This is a genomic window from Pedobacter arcticus A12, from assembly GCF_000302595.1.
GTDB lineage: Bacteria > Bacteroidota > Bacteroidia > Sphingobacteriales > Sphingobacteriaceae > Pseudopedobacter > Pseudopedobacter arcticus.
The window spans coordinates 539,849-561,364 of the sequence record NZ_JH947127.1; the positions used below are offsets into that span (position 1 = coordinate 539,849).

Consider the following 21,516-nt stretch of genomic DNA (forward strand, 5'->3'; position numbering starts at 1 on the left):
TAGCGATAGCGAAGCCATGCAAAGCCCGTTCGTCCGCCCAAATTAATTACGTACTAAACCTGTGGCTCTTGCTGACTTAAACAATGGAAACTACCCAAACCCCAGATAATATCTGTAGAGTCTATACCAACGGTTTCTCTCTCTGGAAAGCATTTCGCTATAATTTCTAACGCAGTTTCATCCTTATCGCATCGGTAAGTCGGCACAATTACGTGAGCATTGCTAATGTAAAAATTTGCGTAAGAAGCTGGCAATCGAGTATCCTCAAAAATCACCGCATCGGGCATTGGTAATTCAATGATGTTAAGCGCCTCACCATTTGGCAAACGCATAGCTCTCAGTTCTTCTAAATTGGTTTGTAGTAACTCGTAGTTTTCATCTTCCAGATTATCTTCAACTACGGTTAAAACGGTGTTATGGTTTACAAAACGTATAGTATCATCAATATGTCCGTCGGTATCATCTCCTACAATGCCATCACTTACCCAAAGCACTTGTTTTTGTCCGTAATAATCTTTTAAATATTGTTCAACCTGTTGCTGGTTCAGTTGCGGATTTCTGTTGGTGTTCAACAAACAACTCTTAGAAGTTAAAACAGTTCCTTCGCCATTAAATTCTACAGAACCACCTTCCATAATAATTCCTGGATGGTAAACCGGAATATTAAAATGTGCACCAATTTTGGTCGGGATTACATCATCTAAATCAAAGGGAGGATATTTTCCGCCCCAAGCGTTAAAATCCCAATCAACAATTACTTTCTTTTGCTCAGCATCTGGGTTCACTAAAAACGCAGGTCCATGATCTCGGCACCAGGCATCGTTACTTGGGTTAAAGTAAAACTCAACCTGCTTCAAATCAGCTCCAGCTTGTGCAATATATTTTAAAGCAAAAGCTTTCATTTTCTCATCAATCACGTTGATACGAACCTTTTCAGATAATGCCAGATATTTAATAAACTCTGCATATTTAGGATAAATAGCATCAATTTTCCCTGGCCAACTTTCTTCTTTATGTGGCCAAGTTAGCCAAGTAGCTTCATGCTTTGCCCACTCGGGTGGGAAGGTGTAGCCGTAAGGAGTAAGATTGTCATTGGTCGATGGTCGATGGTCCATAGTTATAGCGTGTTTCTTAATGCGGTTATCTTTTTTGATAAGATTTCGATATCCGTGTATAATTCTTTAAATTGTTCTTCGCTGATATAATTTCTTCTTTTTGCTAAAAATACACATGACACAACTTCGATTCCTGAACGTAGTGCATAGCCTAAGAAATTTTTAAATACCGCATTTGTTTGTCCTGTACAACCCTCCGCAATATTTAAAACGATTGAGTCGGCCGCTCTCCTTATTTGAGGAGTCAATATAAATCTTTCGTCTTTCGGGAAATGATCTTTAGTCATCAATAATATTTTATCATTGACATCCATGGCGTCATGCCAAACCTTTAAGCTTTCAAATTTAAATGCCATAGCTATTATTTAACAGTAAAAAGTTGAATTTCTATATTCTTCCAGACTATGGACTATCGACAATGGACCATGGACTAAAAACTACTCCTCATCAATAAATCGCTTCACAATTTGACCATAAGAATCAATACGGCGGTCTCTTAAAAACGGCCAATGTATGCGATAGCTATCAGATTTTCCTAAATCCACTTCCTGCACATGAACTTCCTCGTTATCAACAGAACCTTTGTACAACAGTCTTCCGAATGGGTTGGAAATGAAAGAACCGCCCCAAAACTTAACGCCGGCTTCTTCGCCAACTCGGTTTACTCCGACTACATGTACGCCATTTGCAATGGCATGAGAGCTTTGGATAGTTTGCCAAGCGTTGTGTTGCTCGTCGTTAGTTGCTTGATCTTGTGTGGTTGCCCAACCAATTGCTGTTGGATAAAATAAAATCTCGGCACCCTTTAAAGCAGTTAAACGGGCAGCTTCTGGATACCACTGATCCCAACATATTAAAACACCGATGGTTGCAAATTTGGTTTTAAAAACCTTATAGCCTAAATCACCCGGAGTGAAATAAAATTTTTCGTAAAAACCAGGATCATCCGGAATATGCATTTTACGGTACTTACCTAAATAAGAACCATCAGCATCTAAAACCGCAGTGGTGTTATGGTAAATTCCTTCGGTACGTTTTTCAAAAAGAGAAGCAATAATAACTACACCCAACTCGCCAGCGAGTTTCTGCAACGCATCTGTAGATGGACCAGGAATAGTTTCTGCCAAAGCAAAATTGTCGTAATCTTCAACATCACAAAAATATAATGAGGTAAAAAGCTCCTGTAAACAGATAATCTGCGCACCTTTCTCGGCAGCTTCTCTTATCCTGATGGATGCTTTCTCTAAATTATCTTCTTTGTTTGGCGAGCAAGACATCTGCACCAAGCCTAGCTTTACGTTTTTCTTCATGGTATCGTCCTAATAATTTCTGCAAAAATAAGAAATTGAAATTGATAAACACCTTTGAGTTTAATCAAGTTTATGTAACGAAAACATTTACCTATTTATCAATGATAATTAAACGATTTATAACAAAATAACACAGTTATTAATTTATTAAAGCGCATTTTAACATTGTATATATTATCACTTTATTGAGAATATCTTGCTAAAAAAAATGAGTTCTATTGTTCGTGTTACTCAAACTATTTTCACCATTCAGAAATAAATGTTTGGAAATATGATTTACCCTGCTAAATTTGGAATATTGAGGCAGAACCAATTAACCAATTTTAACCCTCATTTTCTTTATATATGGAATTACTAGAAACAAATTTAATTTATTTAATACCCGTATTAGGCCTTATAGGTATACTGGTTATGGTGTTCAAATCCATTTGGGTGAGCAAGCAAGATGCAGGAGACGCAAAAATGCAGGAGCTTGCCGGCTACATTGCTGATGGCGCAATGGCATTTTTAAAAGCAGAATGGAAAGTGCTGAGCATTTTCGTATTGTTTGCCTCCGCATTATTAGCTTACTCGGGTACAATACACGAAGTGAACGGTAAAGAAATCCACTCAAGCTGGATTATTTCCATTGCATTTATAATTGGTGCTGTATTATCTGCTTTTGCAGGATACATTGGTATGCGAGCTGCTACAAAAGCAAATGTACGTACCACTCAAGCTGCCAGAACAAGCTTAAAACAAGCGCTTAAAGTCTCTTTTACTGGTGGAACCGTAATGGGCTTAGGTGTGGCAGGCTTAGCTATTCTAGGTTTAGGCGGTTTATTCATCGCATTTCTTTCTTACTTTTCTGATTTAGGTGCAGATACCGTTAAAACTTCTATTGAAGTACTGACTGGTTTTTCTTTAGGAGCAGAATCTATTGCTTTATTTGCCCGTGTTGGTGGTGGTATTTATACAAAAGCTGCCGACGTAGGTGCAGATTTAGTTGGAAAAGTGGAAGCAGGAATCCCAGAGGACGATGTTAGAAACCCAGCAACAATTGCAGATAATGTTGGAGACAACGTGGGTGACGTTGCAGGAATGGGAGCCGATTTATTCGGATCATACGTAGCCACTATTTTAGCTACCATGGTATTGGGACAAGAAATTGTTGCTGTAGATAATTTTGGAGGAATGTCTCCTATTTTGTTGCCAATGGTGATTTGTGGGTTAGGAATTTTGTTTTCGATTGTGGGAACTTGGTTTGTAACCATTAAGGATGAAAAATCTAACGTTCAAAATGCGTTGAACTTAGGAAACTGGTCTTCTATCGCGATTACCGCGGTTGCATCATTTTTTATTGTAAAATGGATGTTGCCAGAAGTAATGGTTTTGCGTGGGTATGAGTTTACCAGCATGAATGTATTTTATGCCATTATTGTAGGTTTGGTTGTAGGTACAATTATGAGTCTGATTACCGAGTACTACACGGCAATGGGCAAAAAACCTGTTGACTCTATTGTACAGCAATCTTCAACAGGTCACGCTACCAATATTATTTCTGGCTTAGCAGTGGGCATGAAATCTACGGTTGTCCCTATTTTAACTTTGGCCGCTGGAATCATGATTTCCTACCATTTTGCAGGTTTGTATGGCGTTGCTATCGCAGCCGCGGGAATGATGGCTACTACTGCCATGCAGTTAGCAATTGATGCTTTTGGACCAATTGCGGATAACGCAGGTGGAATTGCAGAGATGGCACAATTACCCCCCGAAGTTCGTGAACGTACTGATAATTTAGATGCAGTTGGGAATACCACGGCTGCTACGGGGAAAGGTTTTGCTATTGCATCTGCAGCATTAACTTCTTTGGCTTTATTTGCCGCCTTTGTGGGTGTTGCAGGCATTTCTGCAATCGACATTTATAAAGCGCCAGTTTTAGCAGCTTTATTTGTTGGCGGGATGATCCCTTTCATATTCTCTGCATTATGTATTCAGGCAGTTGGAAAAGCCGCCATGGATATGGTGAACGAAGTAAGACGCCAGTTTAGAGAAATCCCTGGGATTATGGAATACAAAGCCAAACCAGAGTACGAAAAATGTGTGGCTATCTCTACCAAAGCTTCTATTAGAGAGATGATATTGCCTGGTGCTATTGCTTTGCTTACGCCGATTTTAGTTGGTTTTGGTTTTAAAAATGTTTTTGTTGACGCAAGTTCTGCAGAGATGTTAGGTGGATTGTTAGCAGGTGTTACCGTTTCTGGTGTATTGATGGGGATTTTTCAATCAAACGCTGGTGGTGCTTGGGATAATGCTAAAAAATCTTTCGAAAAAGGGGTATTGATTAACGGTGCCATGCACTACAAATCTTCTGAACCACATAAAGCTTCTGTAACGGGCGATACCGTTGGAGATCCGTTTAAAGACACTTCTGGTCCTTCGATGAACATTTTAATTAAATTGATGTCTATCGTTTCTTTGGTAATTGCGCCTTATATCGCAGTACAAAGCTCTACTTTAGCTAACGCACATCAGCATGCCACTACAGAAATGGCTCATGTAAATTGCACCGGCGAAAAAGTTTGTACCGAGGCAGAAATGCTACAAATGGAAAAAGAAGGTAAAACCTGCCATATGGAGGAAACCACAGATAAAACCGTTGCAAGCACTGTTAAAAGCTGTTGCGAAAAACCAGGGTTGAAAGATCGTTTCAAATAAAAAGCAGAAGGCTTAAAGCGAAAAGCTTAAAACTGATTTTCAAATCGAATACTTTTAAAATACTAATCCCCTTCCTAAACGGTTGGGGATTTTTTTTGCTCGGTTTATTAACCACAAAGCAGACCAAGTATTTACCATCCAACACTTTTTACTTTTTACTTTTTACTTTTTACTTTTTACTTTTTACTTTTTACTTTTTACTTTTCTAAATCAAATCTTACTTCCAGTTGACCACGCCTAATTCCGCATCCAAAAATTAAAAATTATCTTTGCAGAAATTTAGGGCACAAAAATGAGTAAACACGGGAGAATTTTAGTGGCAATGAGCGGTGGTGTGGACAGTTCTGTTGCGGCGGTGATGTTGCATGAGCAAGGTTACGAAGTTATCGGCTTAACTATGAAAACTTGGGATTACGCTTCGTCTGGTGCAAATTCTAAGGAAACCGGTTGCTGTAGTTTAGACTCTATCAACGATGCCCGTTCTTTAGCAGTAGGTTACGGAATGCCTCATTATATCTTGGATATTAGAGATGAGTTTGGCGATTTCGTGATTGATAATTTTGTAGATGAATATCTTGCCGGTCGTACGCCAAACCCTTGTGTTTTATGTAATACACACATTAAATGGGAAGCTTTATTAAAGCGAGCCGATAAATTAGATTGCGAGTTTATTGCAACCGGGCATTATGCCAATATCCGACAACAAGACAGTGGTAGGTACGTGATTTCGAAAGGAAAAGACGAAAACAAAGATCAGTCTTATGTGCTTTGGGGCGTATCTCAAGAAAACTTAGCTCGTACCCGTTTTCCGTTAGGTTCTTTTGCAAAGTCGGAAATCAGACAGATGGCTTTAGATATGGGCCAACAAGAATTAGCAAACAAAAGCGAGAGCTACGAAATCTGTTTTGTTCCAGAAAATGACTATAGAGCATTTTTAAAGCACCGCGTTCCTAATTTAGAAGCTGAAGTTGACGGTGGCGATTTCGTTTTAACCGATGGAACCAAAGTAGGTAAGCATAAAGGTTATCCTTTTTACACAATTGGCCAGCGCAGAGGCTTGGGTGTAGCTTTTGGTCACCCGATGTTTGTTACCCAAATTATGCCCGAAAGCAATACCGTGGTTTTAGGGACCGAGGGTGAATTGCAAAGAACCGAGGCTATGGTTAAAAACGTGAATCTGATTAAATACGCTTCAATTCCTGAACCTTTAGAAGCCATCACCAAAATAAGATACAAAGACGCTGGGGCTACAAGTCATATCCAACAGATTGGAAATAACATGAAAGTTGACTTCCACCATGCTGTTTCTGGGATTGCTCCTGGGCAGTCTGCCGTATTTTACGAAGGGAATGATTTATTGGGTGGCGGATTTTTAATGTAATTCTTCTTTTTTGAACTCCATAATGCTAAATTAGCTTGATGTTAAAGCGAGTTTTATTTTTGATTGCTTTTAGTAGTTTAATTTGGACTTCGTGTACCAAAGAAAATAACGCTCCAGCTATTGACCTACAACCAGAATTTTATCCACTCAACGTAGGTGCTGTTTATATTTACGATGTTGACTCAACAGCTTATAGCAACTTTACCGGCGGAAAAGTGCAGTATCAATTTCAGTTGAAAGATAGCGTTGCCGATACTTTTACCGATTTAACCGGTCAGGTTAATTACCGCATTGAGCGCTACAAAAGAAATACAGTAAACGACGCGTGGAAAATACAACAGGTTTACAGCAGAAATAAATCTATCCGAGCGGCGGAAGAATTCATCAATAACCAACGTTTTATCCGTTTGGTTTTTCCTCCCTTGCGTGGTTCTGAGTGGAATGGGAACTCAAAAAACACCTTAGATAAGCAGGAATATACTATTGAGGACGACATTTCACCTTTAACCGTAAACACACTCAACTTTGACAGTACCGTAACCGTTAAAGAAATTGACGAGTTTAACCTCATCAAAGAAGACTTGGTAAAATCGACATATGCCAAAAACGTTGGCTTAGTACAAAAAACCGTTACAGATATTGAGAAGAATATCAGCACCGGCGTAATTACAAATGGCAGAATTTATAGCTATAAGCTTAGTGCTTATAAGCAACCTTAACACTCCGCTAGCTCATTTAAAAAGCGTGGCAAAGCAATAACACACCAATGGCTAACAAGCCAATGTGAACATATCTCAAAAAAGCTCCTTCCTTAATGTGGCTGTGCAAATAATTCCCGAAATAAATTGCCAGTAAAACTATGGGCAAACTCATTAAAAAGTAACGGAAAACCTCCACATCTAAAATTCCGTAAAACCAGTAACCAAAAAGACCAACGATTCCGAGTGGAAGAAAATAAGCTTGTAAAGTTGCCCTAAAATATGCAGGAGTCCAACTGCGCATATCACCGTAAATCACAATTGGTGGCCCATTTAATCCATAAGCTCCACCAAAAATACCAGAGAAAAACCCACAGATAAAAAGCCAAAACATGTTATCTGATTTCAACTTAAAGACACTGGTGGAAACTAAAGAATAAACCGAATAGCCAATTATCAGACCTCCCAACCCCACTTTCACGATGCTTTCGTCCATATAAATCAAGGTAAACAGACCAATAGGCACACCTAATATTGCGAAAACAACGAGCCATTTGGCACTTTTAAACTGCACTTTTTTTCTATCTCGCGAAAGCAAAACCATCGCAATAAAAACGGATAACAAAACACACAGGGGAACCGCAGTTTCAATGGGCATGAAAAATAAAAGCAAAGGAACAGCTACCAAAGATTCGCCAAAACCAAAAGTAGAACGTACAAGTGTAGCAATGAAAACAATAAGGAGAATGTAGATGGTAGTTGGATGCATTGTTAAAATTAATGTTCTTTATTAGTTGACTTATTTTGTATAAAACACGGTTTATTAAAGAGGAATAACTACAAATGTAAATTATAATTTACTAAGCGTTAGAAAGCCAGCATTGCCTTACAAATAACAATAGCACAACGAGAATATATGGCCCACACAAATCAGGTGACAATCAAGTCATTAGTAGTCACAAACGTTTTTTGAGGTAAATCTACTTCTCATTATTCTCGTTGATTCAAATACCACATCCACCACTGAAGCCGTTTTATTTCTTTCTATTTAACATAAATCATTATCTTTATTGCCGTGTTTGGTTGTCTAACTCTATGAAAAAAATTAACATTTTCTTCTTCTTGGTATTTTTAATCCTATCTAGCTCTTGTAGCTCTTATAAGGATATTCCATATTACCAAGACCTTAATCACGACAGTCCTAGTCAAGAACAGATTACCAACTACTCGCCACTTACGATACAGCCTGCAGATATTTTAGGAATTAATGTAAATAGTAGAAACCCGGAATCATCTTCGGTGTTTAACTATAACTTAAATAAGGTCAACGGCAATAATTTCGATAATTCGCCAGATAATCCTGTTACTGGTTATTTGGTAGATAAAAACGGAGAAATAGAGTTACCGTTAATTGGCGTTTTAAAAGTTGCTGGACTTACTACAGCCCAATTAAAAGAGAAAATGCGCCCTCTCCTGCTTACTTATTATAAAGATGCAACGGTGAGCGTCAGAATAATCAACTTTAAAGTCACTGTTTATGGCGATGTACAAAAGCCTGACGTATATACCCTTCGGAACGAAAAAACAACGATTACCCAAGCGCTTGCCTTAGCAGGTGATCTTAACATCACTGCCAAGCGAAAAAACGTAATCCTTGTCAGAGAAGTTGAAGGCGTAAGAAATTACATACCTATTGATTTGACATCCAAAAAAACATTTCAATCTCCGTATTATTACCTGAGAAATAACGATGAGATTTACGTACAACCAAGCCGAACCAAATATGCTCCTGGCGATATTGGCTTCCGTACGCTAACGCTTGTACTATCTGGCTTATCCATAATTGCCATCACCTTATCCACTGTTATCCGATAATCTGGTTTTATGGCTAAACAACGACCGCAGATTACTACACTTATTATTCCGGAAGAAAGTAAAAAGTCTTTCAATATTAGGGGTATTGTAGCTAAATATCTTTATCACTGGCCACTTTTTGCGATAACATTATTTGTTTTGTTAGCAGTAGCAATTTTCTACCTGCAATTTGCGAAGCCTTCTTATGAAATTACAGCGACTTTAATCATTAAAGAAAATAAAAAATCACCCGATCAACAATCAGCACTTAGCCAAATTGACCTTGTAAGCGCCTCAAAGCAGATTGAAAATGAGATGGAGATTATTAAGTCTAATCGCTTAATTAGTCAAGTAATCAAAGAGTTAAATCTGGGAATAGCCTACCATAAAAAAGAAGGTTTAATACTAACGGACCTGTACAGAATATCTCCGGTTAAATTGATTCAGTTCAATCCGATATTACCTGCACAGGGTAAAAAGCTGAATACCGAAAAAAAGAAGGTAGTTTATATTGTTATAAAAGACGATAAAAGTTTTTACCTAAAAACTAAAGACAACAAATTAAAAGAATGTTCTTTTAACACCTATTTAAGTAATACTTGGGGCACTTGGAGGTTAGAACCAACACTTTTATTATCAGAATACAAAGGCAAAACCATACAGATAACATTTTTAGACAACGAAAAACTGGCCTTAGAATATCAGAAAGCAATTGACGTTTCTTTAACCAACAAACTATCTACTTCTATTTCCTTAACCTTAGATGACGAGATTGCCCAGCGAGGTAAAGATATTTTGAATACACTTATTTCCAGCTATAAATGGTACGGTGTACAAGAAAATGAGCTTAACGCGAAAGCAACACTTGCCTTTTTAGATAACCGCTTAGACTCCTTAACTGCCGAACTGAATCTTGTAGAACGGGATATTGAAGGTTTTAAAAGTAGTCGTGGACTTACCGATATCAGCACAGAATCTCGGATAAGCTTGGAAAACTTACAGGAGAATGATAAGCGTTTGAACGAGGTAAATGTACAACTGAGTATTATCAATGGAATTGAAAACTATGTAAATTCTCCGCAATCAAGACAGGCTCCTGCGCCATTACAAATCAACGATCCGGCGTTAAACTACTTGGTTGAAAATTTGTCAAGATTGCAGTTACAACGAGATAAGTTATTGGCAATCTCTCCAGAAACCAACCCTGATTTTGACCCTCTTGACAGACAGATTGCCACTACGCGAGCTTCCATCAAAGAAAGTGTAAATAATATCAAGTCGTCGTTACTAAATGCTCGAGCTAAGCTAGAGTCCTTTAACACCGTTTTAGAGTCTTCTATTAAAAAAATTCCAACACAGGAACGCCTACTGGTAAGTATTAAAAGACAACAAGCTGTAAAAGAAGGACTTTACACTTACCTGCTACAGAAAAGAGAAGAAATTTCGGCGAACTATGCTACGCTTGTTTCTACGGTAAGAGTAGTAGATCAGGCATATGCTAGTAAAACAAAGGCATCTAAAAAAATGCTTGCTTTAGTGTTAGCCTTATTTTTAGGACTTGCCTTACCTACTGGGCTTATTTATTTAAGGAATAATCTTAACGATAGTATTATCGAGGCAAACGAAATAACAACTGAACTTGACATTCCAGTGATTGGAGAGGTTGCGCTTCAAAAATCTAAAGATTTAGTTTCGTTTAAAACATTTGATACAAATATCATTACCGAACAACTGAGAACGTTGCGCACCAACCTCTATTATCTTTATGGCGATAAGGCAAAGGGCAGGGTTACTTTGATCACTTCAAGTGTGGCCGAGGAGGGCAAAACATTCATTAGTAGTAATTTAGGGATAACGCTAGCGCAAATTGCGAGAAAGACAGTGATCCTAGAAATGAATTTGAGGCAACCAAAACTTGCGGATATTTTTAATTTACAAAATAACGATCCGGGTATTACCGATTTTTTAAACGATGAAGCAAGCTTAGCAGAAATTGTTCAACAAACTAAGGTCAATCCAAACCTTTATATTATTGGTAGTGGCACTAGTGTAACTAACCCATCTGAATTATTGGAAAAAGAGCTGTTGAAAAATCTGATTGTTTCTTTACAGGATACTTTTGATGATATCATTATTAATAGCGCTCCGGTTCATTTGTTTCCAGATGCGATGATTCTTTCCCGCTTAGCGGACGTTACCTTATATGTTATAAAACAAGGCTACACCAGCAAGGTTGAATTGGAGTTTTTAAAAGAAATAGATAGTAAAAAGCACCTTCCGAACATCCAAATTGTATTTAATGGTGTGCAAAGAGACAAATACGGATATGGTTATAATTACGGCAACAGCTATTACAATAAAACAGAGAAGAGAACCATTTTTACTGACTTCTGGAAAAGATTCTGAGTAGTGTAACGGTTAATTTTTTCGATTATGATATGCTCGACTAAATTTCACCAAGGGATATTATAGGTTAATTTCCTAGCGGTAGATACCCATCAACATTTTAAATCTTATTGTTTTTTCAATGCTATTGCCAGGAACCCATTACATCTAAATTTTATTTGATTCATGAACATCGCGAAAAGGTAATAAGTAATGATACTGAAAAACCAAAACGTCTATTATAGAACTTTGTTTTCAAGACAACCGTAAAAGCTAATTAATATAAAAGAAGAACCTTGAGTACAAAGAAGAAAGCATTAACTAACATGGGGGCACTAGTTATTGTGCAACTATTGAATTATGTATTACCTATTGTAACTATCCCTATAATAGTTAGGATTATAGGTCCTTCTAACTTTGGTTCAATAAATTACATCAGCTCTATTGTAGCCTATTTTGTTTTGTTTATAGGTTACAGTTTTGAATTATCTGCTTCAAGGTCTATCGCCATGAACCAAGGTGATCAGGCAAAATTGAATCGTATTTTCAGCAAGGTTTTGTTCACTAAGATACTGTTGTTTATTATCTCAACTGTCATCTTCGCGGGTTTGATATTTTATTCGCAAAATCTGAGAAACGACCTTCTTTTATCTATCTACACCTATTTAATATGTGTTGCGTCCATTTTTGATTGCAACTATTTATATACCGCAAAACAAGATTTAAAACAGGTTGCATTATTCAACCTAATTGCAAAAGTGGTTTTAAACGTATCATTTCTTTACTTTATCAGACAACAGGGTGACTACATTTTACAACCACTTTTAATCAGCATTTCTCAGATCGTTGTTGCTGTTGGTTCTTTCTATTGGGCCATTAGGCTTTACACGCTAAAAATCATTTATCCGGGCTTAAAAGCAATTTATCGTATGCTTTGGGAAGACAAAACACTATTCTTCCATTCATTTGCACACACTGTTTATACCACCATCAACATTATATTTCTAGGTTATTTTAGCACTTTAGCCGAGGTGGGTTTTTACACCGCCGGGTGGAAACTTATTATTTTGATTCAGGCACTTTTAATTTCGCCGCTGGGCGTAGTTCTTTTTCCGATTATAGGGCAAGCATTTGGCACCAGCAAAACAGACGGTATTGCTATTATCCAAAAAATGGTTCCGATTATTATCTTTTCTACCCTAGCGATCGCTTTTGGTATCTTAATGTTTGGAGGTTTAACGGTCAGAATATTTTATGGAGACAAGTTCTTAGAGAGTATTCTAATTTTTAAAATTTTAGCTTTCATGCCTATGATGTTAGCACTAAACATGCTTTTTGGCATCCAAACCATGGTGAATTTAAAAATGGATAAAAAATTCTTTCTCATTACTTTATCAGCAGCTTTAATTAATGTAGTTTTAAATTTAGGACTGATAAAGTATTTAGGATCTCCGGGCGCTGCAATTTCGTGGTTTTTAACAGAAACCTATTGTGCAGTAGCCATGTACATTATTTTAGTTAAAAGCAATATTCATTTATTTAGATCAGAATATTTCACGTATGATATACTTAGGATCAACGTATTAACAGTAAAAGATAAGATTAAAGATAAACTCACAAAAAAACAAAAATAGCAAAAAGCATAAATAATTAAATGAAACGTACTACGCTCTTTGGTATCTCATTCATCATTTTTGTACTTGGAGACAATGTATTAGAGATGGTTGGTTGGCGCCACCGCGATTTCACTTCGTTATTTATCTATAGGGTTTATCCTCTTTTTTACATCGTTTTAGGTCTAATCGCTTATTATTTCATGATCGGTAAAATCACTGTAGCCGACCTCCTATTCAGGATGAAAAACGAGCTTGCTTATTTATCTATTTGTTTCGGAATTGTGATATATGGGCAAATCACAAAGAATTCAAATCCGATGTCGTGGTTTTTAGATTCGTTGGTAATTCCCTGTATTATTTTGATTTTTTTAAGGATTACCGACAAAAAAATATTATTCGATTTCAGAAAATGGATTTATATCTTTTTCTTTCTGAACGCTGGAATAGCAGTAATTGAGAAGGTTTTTAGTAGGTTATTATTTCTAAAAGACTCGCCTTGGTTTTTTGATTATTTTAGGTCAACTGCATTATTTGGTCATCCGCTAAATAACGCATTGATCATGTCTGTTTTAACCATTATACTTTTCCTGGCAACAAAAGAAACCTATTTAAAAATGGGCGTATTACTTGCCGGTATGCTTTCTATATTCTGTTTTGGGGCCAGAGGAGCATTATTAGGCGTTTTTGGTGCTATTTTGTTAAACATCATTTTAAATGGGCTGGGCTTTACCAAAGAACCAAGTAGAAATATAAAAAGTGGTTTAATGTACCTTGCCTCTTTTGCGTTAATATTAATCGTTGTGATTAGCTTTACCAACTTGGGCGACCGTATTGCCGGACTTGCCCACGTTGATGAAAGTGCCGAGGCTAGAGTGGGTTCATTTGATATCCTACAACAAGTGGATTTAAAAGATTTAATGTGGACGGGCGTTAGTTTAGATAAGATTGACATGCTTCAATATTTATCTGGTGTAGAAATTATTGAAAATTTTTATATCGAATGGTTGTTAAATTTCGGATTGGTGGTTACCGTAGTTCTTATCATTAGCCTGATTATGTTTTTATACAATATGATGCACAATATTGGCGCAGATATAAAATTTCCTATTCTTTTTACACTTATTGCCGTTTCTTCGTCAAACAATTCTTTGGCTACTAGCACATACGTAATTACCATACTGGTTATGGCTTATTATATATTTTTGGATTTTAGGGTTTTGGTACTTCACAAAGTACCCACAGATGATTTAGTTATATGAAAGTTTGCCACATCAGTTTTTCTTTTTTAATAGGCGGTATCGAAAACATGTTGGTTGATATTTTGGAGGAACAATCCCAACATATTGAGACCACACTCATCGTAATCAACAAAAACTACGATGAAAAGATTTTAAACAGGATTTCAAACCGTGTTAAAATAATATTGATAGATCGCCCAGAAGGAAGTAAAAATCCGTATTACCTAGCAAAACTTTGGCTTACCCTCTTTCGCATTAACCCTGCAGTAATCCATTGTCATACACCCAATATTATCGATATTCTCTCGCCATTTAAATCAAAATGTATTTATACGTCGCACACTACTGGTGTACCCGTTGAAAACCTCCATAAATACAAAAGGCTATTTTCTATTTCCATAGCAGTTCAGGACGATTTGATGGTTAGAGGCGGGTTAACATCTGAGATGATCTATAACGGAATAGATTTCAGCCTCTTTAAAACAAAGAAAAATTACACAACACAGCCTGATGAACAATTTAAGCTCGTTCAAGTCAGCCGGTTATTACATGAGCAAAAAGGACAGGATATTTCGCTAGAAGCGATATCAGTGCTGGTGAATAATCTCGGAGTAAAAAACGTTCATTTGGACATCATCGGCGATGGCCCTTCTGAAGAATACCTTAAAAACCTCTGTGAAAACTTAAAACTACAGCCTTATGTTTCCTTTTTAGGGCCTAAAGACCGTTCATGGATTTATGAGCATTTGGTTAATTATCACGCATTGGTACAGCCTTCGAGATTTGAAGGTTTTGGTATCACAGTAATTGAAGCGGTTGCCACGGGGATACCAGTAATTTCCTCAAATATCGAAGGCCCCTTAGAAGTGCTAGAAAACGTTAATTCAGCATATATTTTTGATATAAATAGTGTAAATGAATTTGCTTCACAGATTAAACAGGTAATTACTGATTACCAGCATCATGAAATGGAAGACAGATGTTTACAGGGTTTAAAAGTTACCAGAGATAAGTTTAAGGTAACAGATACCGCAAACAACTACCTAAAAGCCTATAAGCAACTTATTCAATGAAAAGCAAAGTAAGAAATTCACTAGCATGGCTCCTTAGTTTAAGTTTTATTTTATTTGGCCTTGTACGAAGATCAAAAAAGAAAGCACTGAATGGGGAATATATTTTGTCCATCTACTTCCATAACCCTAGCAAAAAGCTTTTTGAATTTTGCGTCAAATGGTTGTTAAATAACAATTTCCATTTTTTAACGCAAGATGATGTGCTAGCGATTTCGAATAATCAGAAAGCATTCCCAAAAGGCGGAGTTGTAATAACGGTGGACGATGGATGGGAAACCAATGAAGAAAATATAGTTGCTATCGCAAACAAATATAAAATCCCCGTAACTATTTTCATTTCTACAGAACCCATCGAAAACGGCAATTATTGGTGGCCTTCTGTCGATTTCGCGGAGCAGAACAAAATCGCGGAATTCACAGTTCGAGGTCTTAAAAAAGTACCCAATAAGGAACGTGAACTGGCTTTAGCGCAAATCAAAAAAACGGTTTCCTTACCTAGGGAAGCTATGACTGTGCAACAGATCAAATCAATCGCCAAATCGGAACACGTAATTATCGGCGGGCATACAGTTACGCATCCAATACTCACAAATTGCGATGATGAACAATCTTTTAAGGAACTGGAAGATTCAAAAGTTATGATAGAAGACTGGATTGGGCAAGATATAAACAGCTTTGCTTACCCTAACGGAGATTACAGTTCAAGAGAGATAACCTATTTAAAACAATTAGATTATAAAATTGCGTACACAACAAAGCCATTGCCATTAACCAAAACTGCGCTCTCACATATCTATGAGGTTCCTAGGTTTGGTGTGTTTGAAAACGTATCTAACTTGGAGGCAATTTGTAGAATGGTTGGGGTCTGGCAAAGGTTTTTTAAATCTTAAGAAGCGTAAGAATTACATTTTATTTGATAATTGTTCTGCAAGCTGTTAAATCTACGGATGCAGGATAAAAAACATTACCCGATACCGAAAGGCCTGTCAAATTAAGTACATCTACTTTTTTTGCAGTTGATTTAACCTCAAGCCCAACATCGCCGAATTTTGCGTTCCCAATAATTTTAGTCCCTGAGAGATCTAAAACATCAAGTGTTAAATTAGAAGGATCAACGCTGATGACTGCATTGTATCCTGATACTGTACCAACATTAGAAATCGTGTTCTCCGTAATTTTTAAAGTATTTAAAGTAGTGCCCGGAGTATTCGCATACAAAGAGATTGCTTTGTTTGAGAAGTTTTTCATTTGATTTCCAATAACTGATGATGATGTACAAGAAGCCAGTTGCATAGTTACAGCTCCAAAAGAATTTTCCAGTTGGTTGTTCTGAATTATAAAATTGGTAGCCTCGTACATTTTAACGGCAAACCCATCAATTGATCCGGTAGCACTTCTTCTAACTAAGTTTTTGGTAACCGTAATTTTATCTGAAAATTCAACAGCTAAACCGTCGTACTGATTTTTTGGAGCCACTAAATTTTCGCAGTTATTTTCAGTGATGATAGCGTTGTTTACCTTACTTAAAAAGATAAATCGGTTGGTGTTTTTAATCGTATTTCCAGAAATCAAAATATTATCGGCATTAATTGCTGTGTTTGACCAAACGCAGATTCCGTCTTCCTGCCCATTTTTTAAACCTCCAGTTATTGTATTGCCAATAACTTCCACATTATGCGCATTCCAAAGTTGGATGAGTGAGCTACCGTCGTTTCTTCCGTTATAAATCTGGTCGATGGTATTGTTTATGATTTTGGCATTGGTAACAAAATCATAAAGAGGTTCCATGCCAGGATTCTCTCCCGCTATTAAATTCTGAAACTTGATACCGTCTTTACCGCAGTTTTTCACAGTGTTACCACTCCAAGTCACATAATTGCTTCCCTCAGTTTTAGTTCCTGTATCCGAAATATTTTCTATATGATTGTTTGTAAAAGTTAAATGGTCTCCGCCAATTCCCAGTATTCCAATACCCCCCTTTTTATTATCAAAACCTTGATTACCAATACCCGTCACCGTTGAACCGCTAACACTTGCATTGGAACAATTTTCGAAAACTACTCCATGGAACATTCCGTTAACAGAGCTACAATTCAGAAGCTGAATATCACGCGAATTTGATATGTTGAATGATATTGAAGGAGCATTGATGATATCGCAATTGATCAACTGAATATTCGAAGAGTTTAAAATCTCTACCCCCATGATGTAGTTGGTCCAATTTTTTCCAGCATTGGTCAGATTAGCCCTGTTACCATCAACTGTAATACCTTCAATAACGATATTAGAAAGATTTTTCAGAATAAACCCTGCACTTAAATCCCTTTTCCCAGAAGGAAATGACGAAACCATCTGTAAAACAGCCCCGTCACTTTTTATGTTTAAAGTGCCATTGGTTTTTGTAATAGGTTTAGAAATATAATAAAGCCCTTTCGGAATTAAGATCTCTTTCTCCTCGGTTACTTCATTTTGTAAAATTGCAGTAATATCAGTCCCCGCTTGATATGGTGTGGGACCAGTTATAACGAAGGGCTGACTCGTTGTTCCGATAGTCATGCTTTTTGCGGCAATCGGCAACTCTTCTTTGGCACAACCAAAAAACATTGTAGAAACAGACAACAAAAGCATCGAGAACATCATTATTCGCTTTTTTTCCGTAAAACTACAATTTAACATGGTACAAGTATTAAATTCTTACAACCTAAAATGATTTCCGATCAAAAGAATTTGGTTCAACAAATATTTTGCGTGATTCGCTGATTGTTTTTACGTAGAAAATTGGGGTAAGGTTACCATAAATTTCCACACTAAATATTTAACAGTAATGCCAAAAGATTCATCGCTCCATTAAACCTTTAGACGTAATTGGCTTTAAAGGAGCTTGGCTAAGCCAAATTTGCGTTTTGATACAGAGCCCCCGTTTACTTTAATAAATATTAATAAAAAGAAACATTAGTAACGCCGTAGCGTAAAACCTTATTTATAAAACGAGACACCGCTTCAAACGATTAACGAGCAACCCGAGATTTCATATTGAGAAAAAATATTATCTTCGGACGAGCTTGCAAAACGAAGCGAAGCCACGGAAAATATAAATCTAACAATTAAGAAATTGAAGGCTTAAATGCTAACAGGAGTCGTAATATGATTGTTATTTAAATAAAGTTAATGATTGCAAAAAAACTAACAGTTTTATATATCACCAATATGTTTCCTTATCCAAAATCTATCAATTTTGGGATTTTTGTAAAGGAGCAAATAGATTGTTTAGTAGAAAACTTTGGAATAACAGCTAAAACCTATTTCATCAACGCACAAGAAGAAGGAAACTTAGTTTATTTAAAATCTATTTTTAAGGTTTTCCGAATTTTAAAAAAAGACAAAGAAATTGACATCATCCATATTCATTATGGCTTATCAGCATTGTTTCTATTGTTTTTCAGACCGAAAAAAAAAATATTCGTTACATTTCATGGCTCAGATATTTTAAAAAAACAGGGCCGTTACATACAGGTTATCATCTCAAAATATATCGCAAAAAAAGCCGATAAAGTATTTATTCTGAATGCGGAGATGGAAGAAATTATGAAGGAACTGAATGTGCCTTACGAAGTTTTACCCTGTGGCGTAGATGCAGATTTTTTCACCGTTGATGACACCCTTAAAGAAAAAGAAAACAGCTCACGTTTAATTCTATTTACCGGCGACCCAGAACGGACAGTGAAGAACTACCCCCTTTTTAAGGAAGTTACAGAGCTTGTAAAAACAAAAAGTGCTTTTAATATCAGTTTGGCAAGTATTCACAACATGACAAGGACACAAGTTCGGGACGTTTTAAACCAAGCAGATTGTTTGCTTATGACTTCGATAAGCGAAGGTTCGCCACAAGTAATTAAAGAAGCATTAGCTTGTAACTTACCCATAGTTTCGGTACCAGTTGGTGATGTGGATATGGTAATAAAAGATATACCAAACTGTTTTATGTCCAACAGTTACGATGCAAATGAACTCGCTCTTTTAACCATCAAAGCAATAGAAAACAACAACGCCCCAATCAGAGCAGCGTTTTTGAAAAAAGGGAATTATGAGAACAAATCGGTTTGTAAAAGAATATTTGAGAATTATTTAACAACATAAAATTTATTGATTTGAATACGCAAAGTTTCGCTCGCTTGCAGAAGAGGCTACCAGAAAATGGTTGCCAAAGCAAGCTGAGTCATCAATTACCGCTTCAAATATGTAAGTTTACCAATCCAATTTTAATGAAAATATGTGTGGAATAGCAGGCTCAATCAACGTACCTCTTAATTTAGAAGTACTTAATTATATCAAACATCGTGGTCCAGATTCGCAGGGCTTGATTGAAAAACAAGTTGGAGATAACAAAGTATATTTAGGACATACAAGGCTATCCATTCTTGACCTTACCGAGGCAGGTAGCCAACCCATGTTAACTGATTGCGGAAACTACGCCATTGTGTTTAATGGCGAGATCTACAACCACCTGGAACTCAGGAAAAAGCTAACTAACATCTCTTTTAGAGGCCATTCCGACACAGAAACCATATTATATTATATTCGAGAGTTCGGGATAAAAAGCGTGAACGATTTTAATGGGATCTTTGCATTTGCTTTCCTCGACATAAAAAAAGAGAAATTGTTTTTGGTAAGAGATCACTTTGGTGTGAAACCTGTTTACTACAATATCACTGGAAATCGTTTAGTTTTTTCATCGGAATTAAAGGTTTTATTAAAATCTGGCGTTGAAAAACAAATCGATTTATCATCGTTAGATTCAATTTTGACATTGAGGTACAACCCCTCTCCAACTACTATATTTAAGAATATTTTTAAATTAAGCGCCGCATCTTATATTGAATATGATCTTAAATCTCATCAGCATAAAATTGAAAACTACAAAAAAGAAACATACGCAGTAAACAGCACTATTACACTTAACGAAGCTGTAGAAGAGTATTCGAAATTGTTTGAAAACGCTGTTAAAAGACAACTTTTGGCTGATGTACCAGTCGGTTTGTTTTTGAGTGGCGGTTTGGATTCAGCTTTTATAGGCAAGGTGATGAGCCAAAACCTCAATTACCCAATTAAAACATTTACCGTAGGTTTTACCGGAAAAGGAAATTTTAATGAGCTAGAAGATGCACAAACTACGGCAACGCTGTTAGGTTCGGATCACACTTCCGACTTTTTAAGTCAGGACCAATACCTTGATTATTTCAGACAATCGTTTTACCATACCGAAGAGCCCATTGCCGAGCCAACCATTCCTGCACTTTACCATCTTTCAAAAATGGCCTCAAAATCCGTAAAGGTAGTTTTAAGCGGACAGGGAGCCGACGAACCAATGGCTGGTTACAAGCGTTATTATGGCGAGGCTTTGATGTCTAAATATGCAGGTATTTTAAACCTGATGCCCTATAAAATTCTTAAACAGTTTTTTAAAGCAAACGAGACATTTCAACGTGGAGTTTACTCTGCACAGTTTAAAAACGAGGAAGATCGCTTTATGGCGATTTACACTTTGTTTTCGGATGATTTGAAATCGAAAATTTATAAAAACGACCTACTTTCTACTATAGCAATCAAAAAAGATAAGTTTTTCAGTAAGTTTTACGAAGAAGTACGTGGAAAATCAGACTCGCTAAACAGACTATTGTACATTGATACACGTACCATGTTACCAGATAATCTACTGTTGTTCAACGATAAAACAACAATGGCGCACTCCATTGAAAATAGGGTACCCTTTTTAGATAAAGATTTGGTCGCTTTTGTTGAAACCTTACCTTCCAACTTTAAGCTGAACGGAAAAATTCACAAATACGTAGAACGAAAAGCAGCAGAAAGCTTTTTGCCAAGCGAGGTGATGAACAGAAAGAAACGAGCTTTTGAAACTCCGGTTGGCGAATGGTTCAAAACTAGTTTATATGATGAATTGATTTCTTTAGTGAGTCAGAGCAACAGTCTTTCGGATCAATACTTTAACAAACCTGCATTACTGGAAATGATCAATATGCACAAGCAGGGTAAAAGAGATTATAGAAAGCAGATCTATACCATTTATTCGCTAGAGCTGTGGTATCAGAATTTTTATTTAAAATTTTAGGAGGAAAAATCATTCAATCAAA

Annotated in this window: 16 protein-coding genes; 11 read left to right on the forward strand and 5 right to left on the reverse strand. The window is 36.6% G+C overall.

What is annotated here, in order from left to right; genetic code table 11:
• Positions 1–53: 53 nt before the first annotated feature.
• The 3 genes from B176_RS0113995 to B176_RS0114005 form a co-directional block, all read right to left on the reverse strand.
• Positions 54–1,115, reverse strand: coding sequence for an agmatine deiminase family protein (locus tag B176_RS0113995; RefSeq protein ID WP_017259452.1), 1,062 nt, complete (start codon positions 1,113–1,115; stop codon positions 54–56).
• Positions 1,116–1,117: 2 nt separating this feature from the next.
• On the reverse strand, positions 1,118–1,471 hold the full coding sequence (locus tag B176_RS0114000) for a four helix bundle protein (RefSeq protein ID WP_017259453.1): 354 nt from the start codon (positions 1,469–1,471) through the stop codon (positions 1,118–1,120).
• Positions 1,472–1,552: 81 nt separating this feature from the next.
• A complete protein-coding gene (locus B176_RS0114005; RefSeq protein WP_017259454.1) occupies positions 1,553–2,425 on the reverse strand; it encodes a carbon-nitrogen hydrolase in 873 nt (290 codons plus the stop codon).
• A 345-nt stretch (positions 2,426–2,770) separates the two neighbouring features.
• On the opposite strand from B176_RS0114005, the gene B176_RS0114010 reads away from it, so the two are divergent.
• The 3 genes from B176_RS0114010 (at position 2,771) to B176_RS20365 (ending at position 7,222) form a co-directional block, all read left to right on the forward strand.
• A complete protein-coding gene (locus tag B176_RS0114010) occupies positions 2,771–5,122 on the forward strand; it encodes a sodium-translocating pyrophosphatase (protein WP_017259455.1) in 2,352 nt (783 codons plus the stop codon).
• A 292-nt stretch (positions 5,123–5,414) separates the two neighbouring features.
• Positions 5,415–6,503, forward strand: coding sequence for a tRNA 2-thiouridine(34) synthase MnmA (mnmA, locus tag B176_RS0114020; protein ID WP_017259457.1), 1,089 nt, complete (start codon positions 5,415–5,417; stop codon positions 6,501–6,503).
• A gap of 38 nt (positions 6,504–6,541) precedes the next feature.
• Positions 6,542–7,222, forward strand: a complete 681-nt coding sequence (locus B176_RS20365) for a hypothetical protein (RefSeq protein ID WP_017259458.1) — start codon at positions 6,542–6,544, stop codon at positions 7,220–7,222.
• Between the two features lie 16 nt (positions 7,223–7,238).
• Here B176_RS20365 and B176_RS0114030 read toward each other — a convergent pair whose 3' ends face one another.
• A complete protein-coding gene (locus tag B176_RS0114030; protein ID WP_017259459.1) occupies positions 7,239–7,970 on the reverse strand; it encodes a sulfite exporter TauE/SafE family protein in 732 nt (243 codons plus the stop codon).
• Between the two features lie 326 nt (positions 7,971–8,296).
• Between B176_RS0114030 and B176_RS0114035 the strand changes: the two genes are divergently transcribed.
• The 6 genes from B176_RS0114035 (at position 8,297) to B176_RS0114060 (ending at position 16,257) form a co-directional block, all read left to right on the forward strand.
• Complete coding sequence (locus B176_RS0114035; RefSeq protein WP_017259460.1) at positions 8,297–9,076, forward strand: polysaccharide biosynthesis/export family protein; 780 nt, start codon at positions 8,297–8,299, stop codon at positions 9,074–9,076.
• A 9-nt stretch (positions 9,077–9,085) separates the two neighbouring features.
• On the forward strand, positions 9,086–11,461 hold the full coding sequence (locus B176_RS0114040; RefSeq protein ID WP_017259461.1) for a GumC family protein: 2,376 nt from the start codon (positions 9,086–9,088) through the stop codon (positions 11,459–11,461).
• A 275-nt stretch (positions 11,462–11,736) separates the two neighbouring features.
• Entirely contained in the window at positions 11,737–13,074 is a 1,338-nt protein-coding gene (locus tag B176_RS0114045; RefSeq protein ID WP_193372308.1) for a flippase, read from the forward strand.
• Between the two features lie 20 nt (positions 13,075–13,094).
• Positions 13,095–14,315 carry a VpsF family polysaccharide biosynthesis protein gene (locus tag B176_RS0114050; RefSeq protein ID WP_154647991.1) on the forward strand — a complete coding sequence of 407 codons (1,221 nt, stop codon included), beginning with the start codon at positions 13,095–13,097 and terminating at the stop codon, positions 14,313–14,315.
• Positions 14,312–15,367 (forward strand): glycosyltransferase, encoded by a 1,056-nt coding sequence (locus B176_RS19650; protein WP_017259464.1) that lies wholly within the window; start codon positions 14,312–14,314, stop codon positions 15,365–15,367. The genes B176_RS0114050 and B176_RS19650 overlap by 4 nt, the downstream gene beginning before the upstream one ends.
• Complete coding sequence (locus B176_RS0114060) at positions 15,364–16,257, forward strand: polysaccharide deacetylase family protein (RefSeq protein WP_017259465.1); 894 nt, start codon at positions 15,364–15,366, stop codon at positions 16,255–16,257. The genes B176_RS19650 and B176_RS0114060 overlap by 4 nt, the downstream gene beginning before the upstream one ends.
• 19 nt (positions 16,258–16,276) lie before the next feature.
• Here B176_RS0114060 and B176_RS0114065 read toward each other — a convergent pair whose 3' ends face one another.
• Positions 16,277–18,043 (reverse strand): right-handed parallel beta-helix repeat-containing protein, encoded by a 1,767-nt coding sequence (locus tag B176_RS0114065; protein WP_083852722.1) that lies wholly within the window; start codon positions 18,041–18,043, stop codon positions 16,277–16,279.
• Between the two features lie 492 nt (positions 18,044–18,535).
• On the opposite strand from B176_RS0114065, the gene B176_RS0114070 reads away from it, so the two are divergent.
• Both B176_RS0114070 and asnB read left to right on the forward strand, forming a co-directional pair.
• Positions 18,536–19,504 (forward strand): glycosyltransferase, encoded by a 969-nt coding sequence (locus B176_RS0114070; RefSeq protein ID WP_017259467.1) that lies wholly within the window; start codon positions 18,536–18,538, stop codon positions 19,502–19,504.
• 133 nt (positions 19,505–19,637) lie between these two features.
• Positions 19,638–21,494, forward strand: a complete 1,857-nt coding sequence (gene asnB, locus B176_RS0114075; RefSeq protein ID WP_017259468.1) for an asparagine synthase (glutamine-hydrolyzing) — start codon at positions 19,638–19,640, stop codon at positions 21,492–21,494.
• The last annotated feature ends 22 nt before the right edge of the window (positions 21,495–21,516 follow it).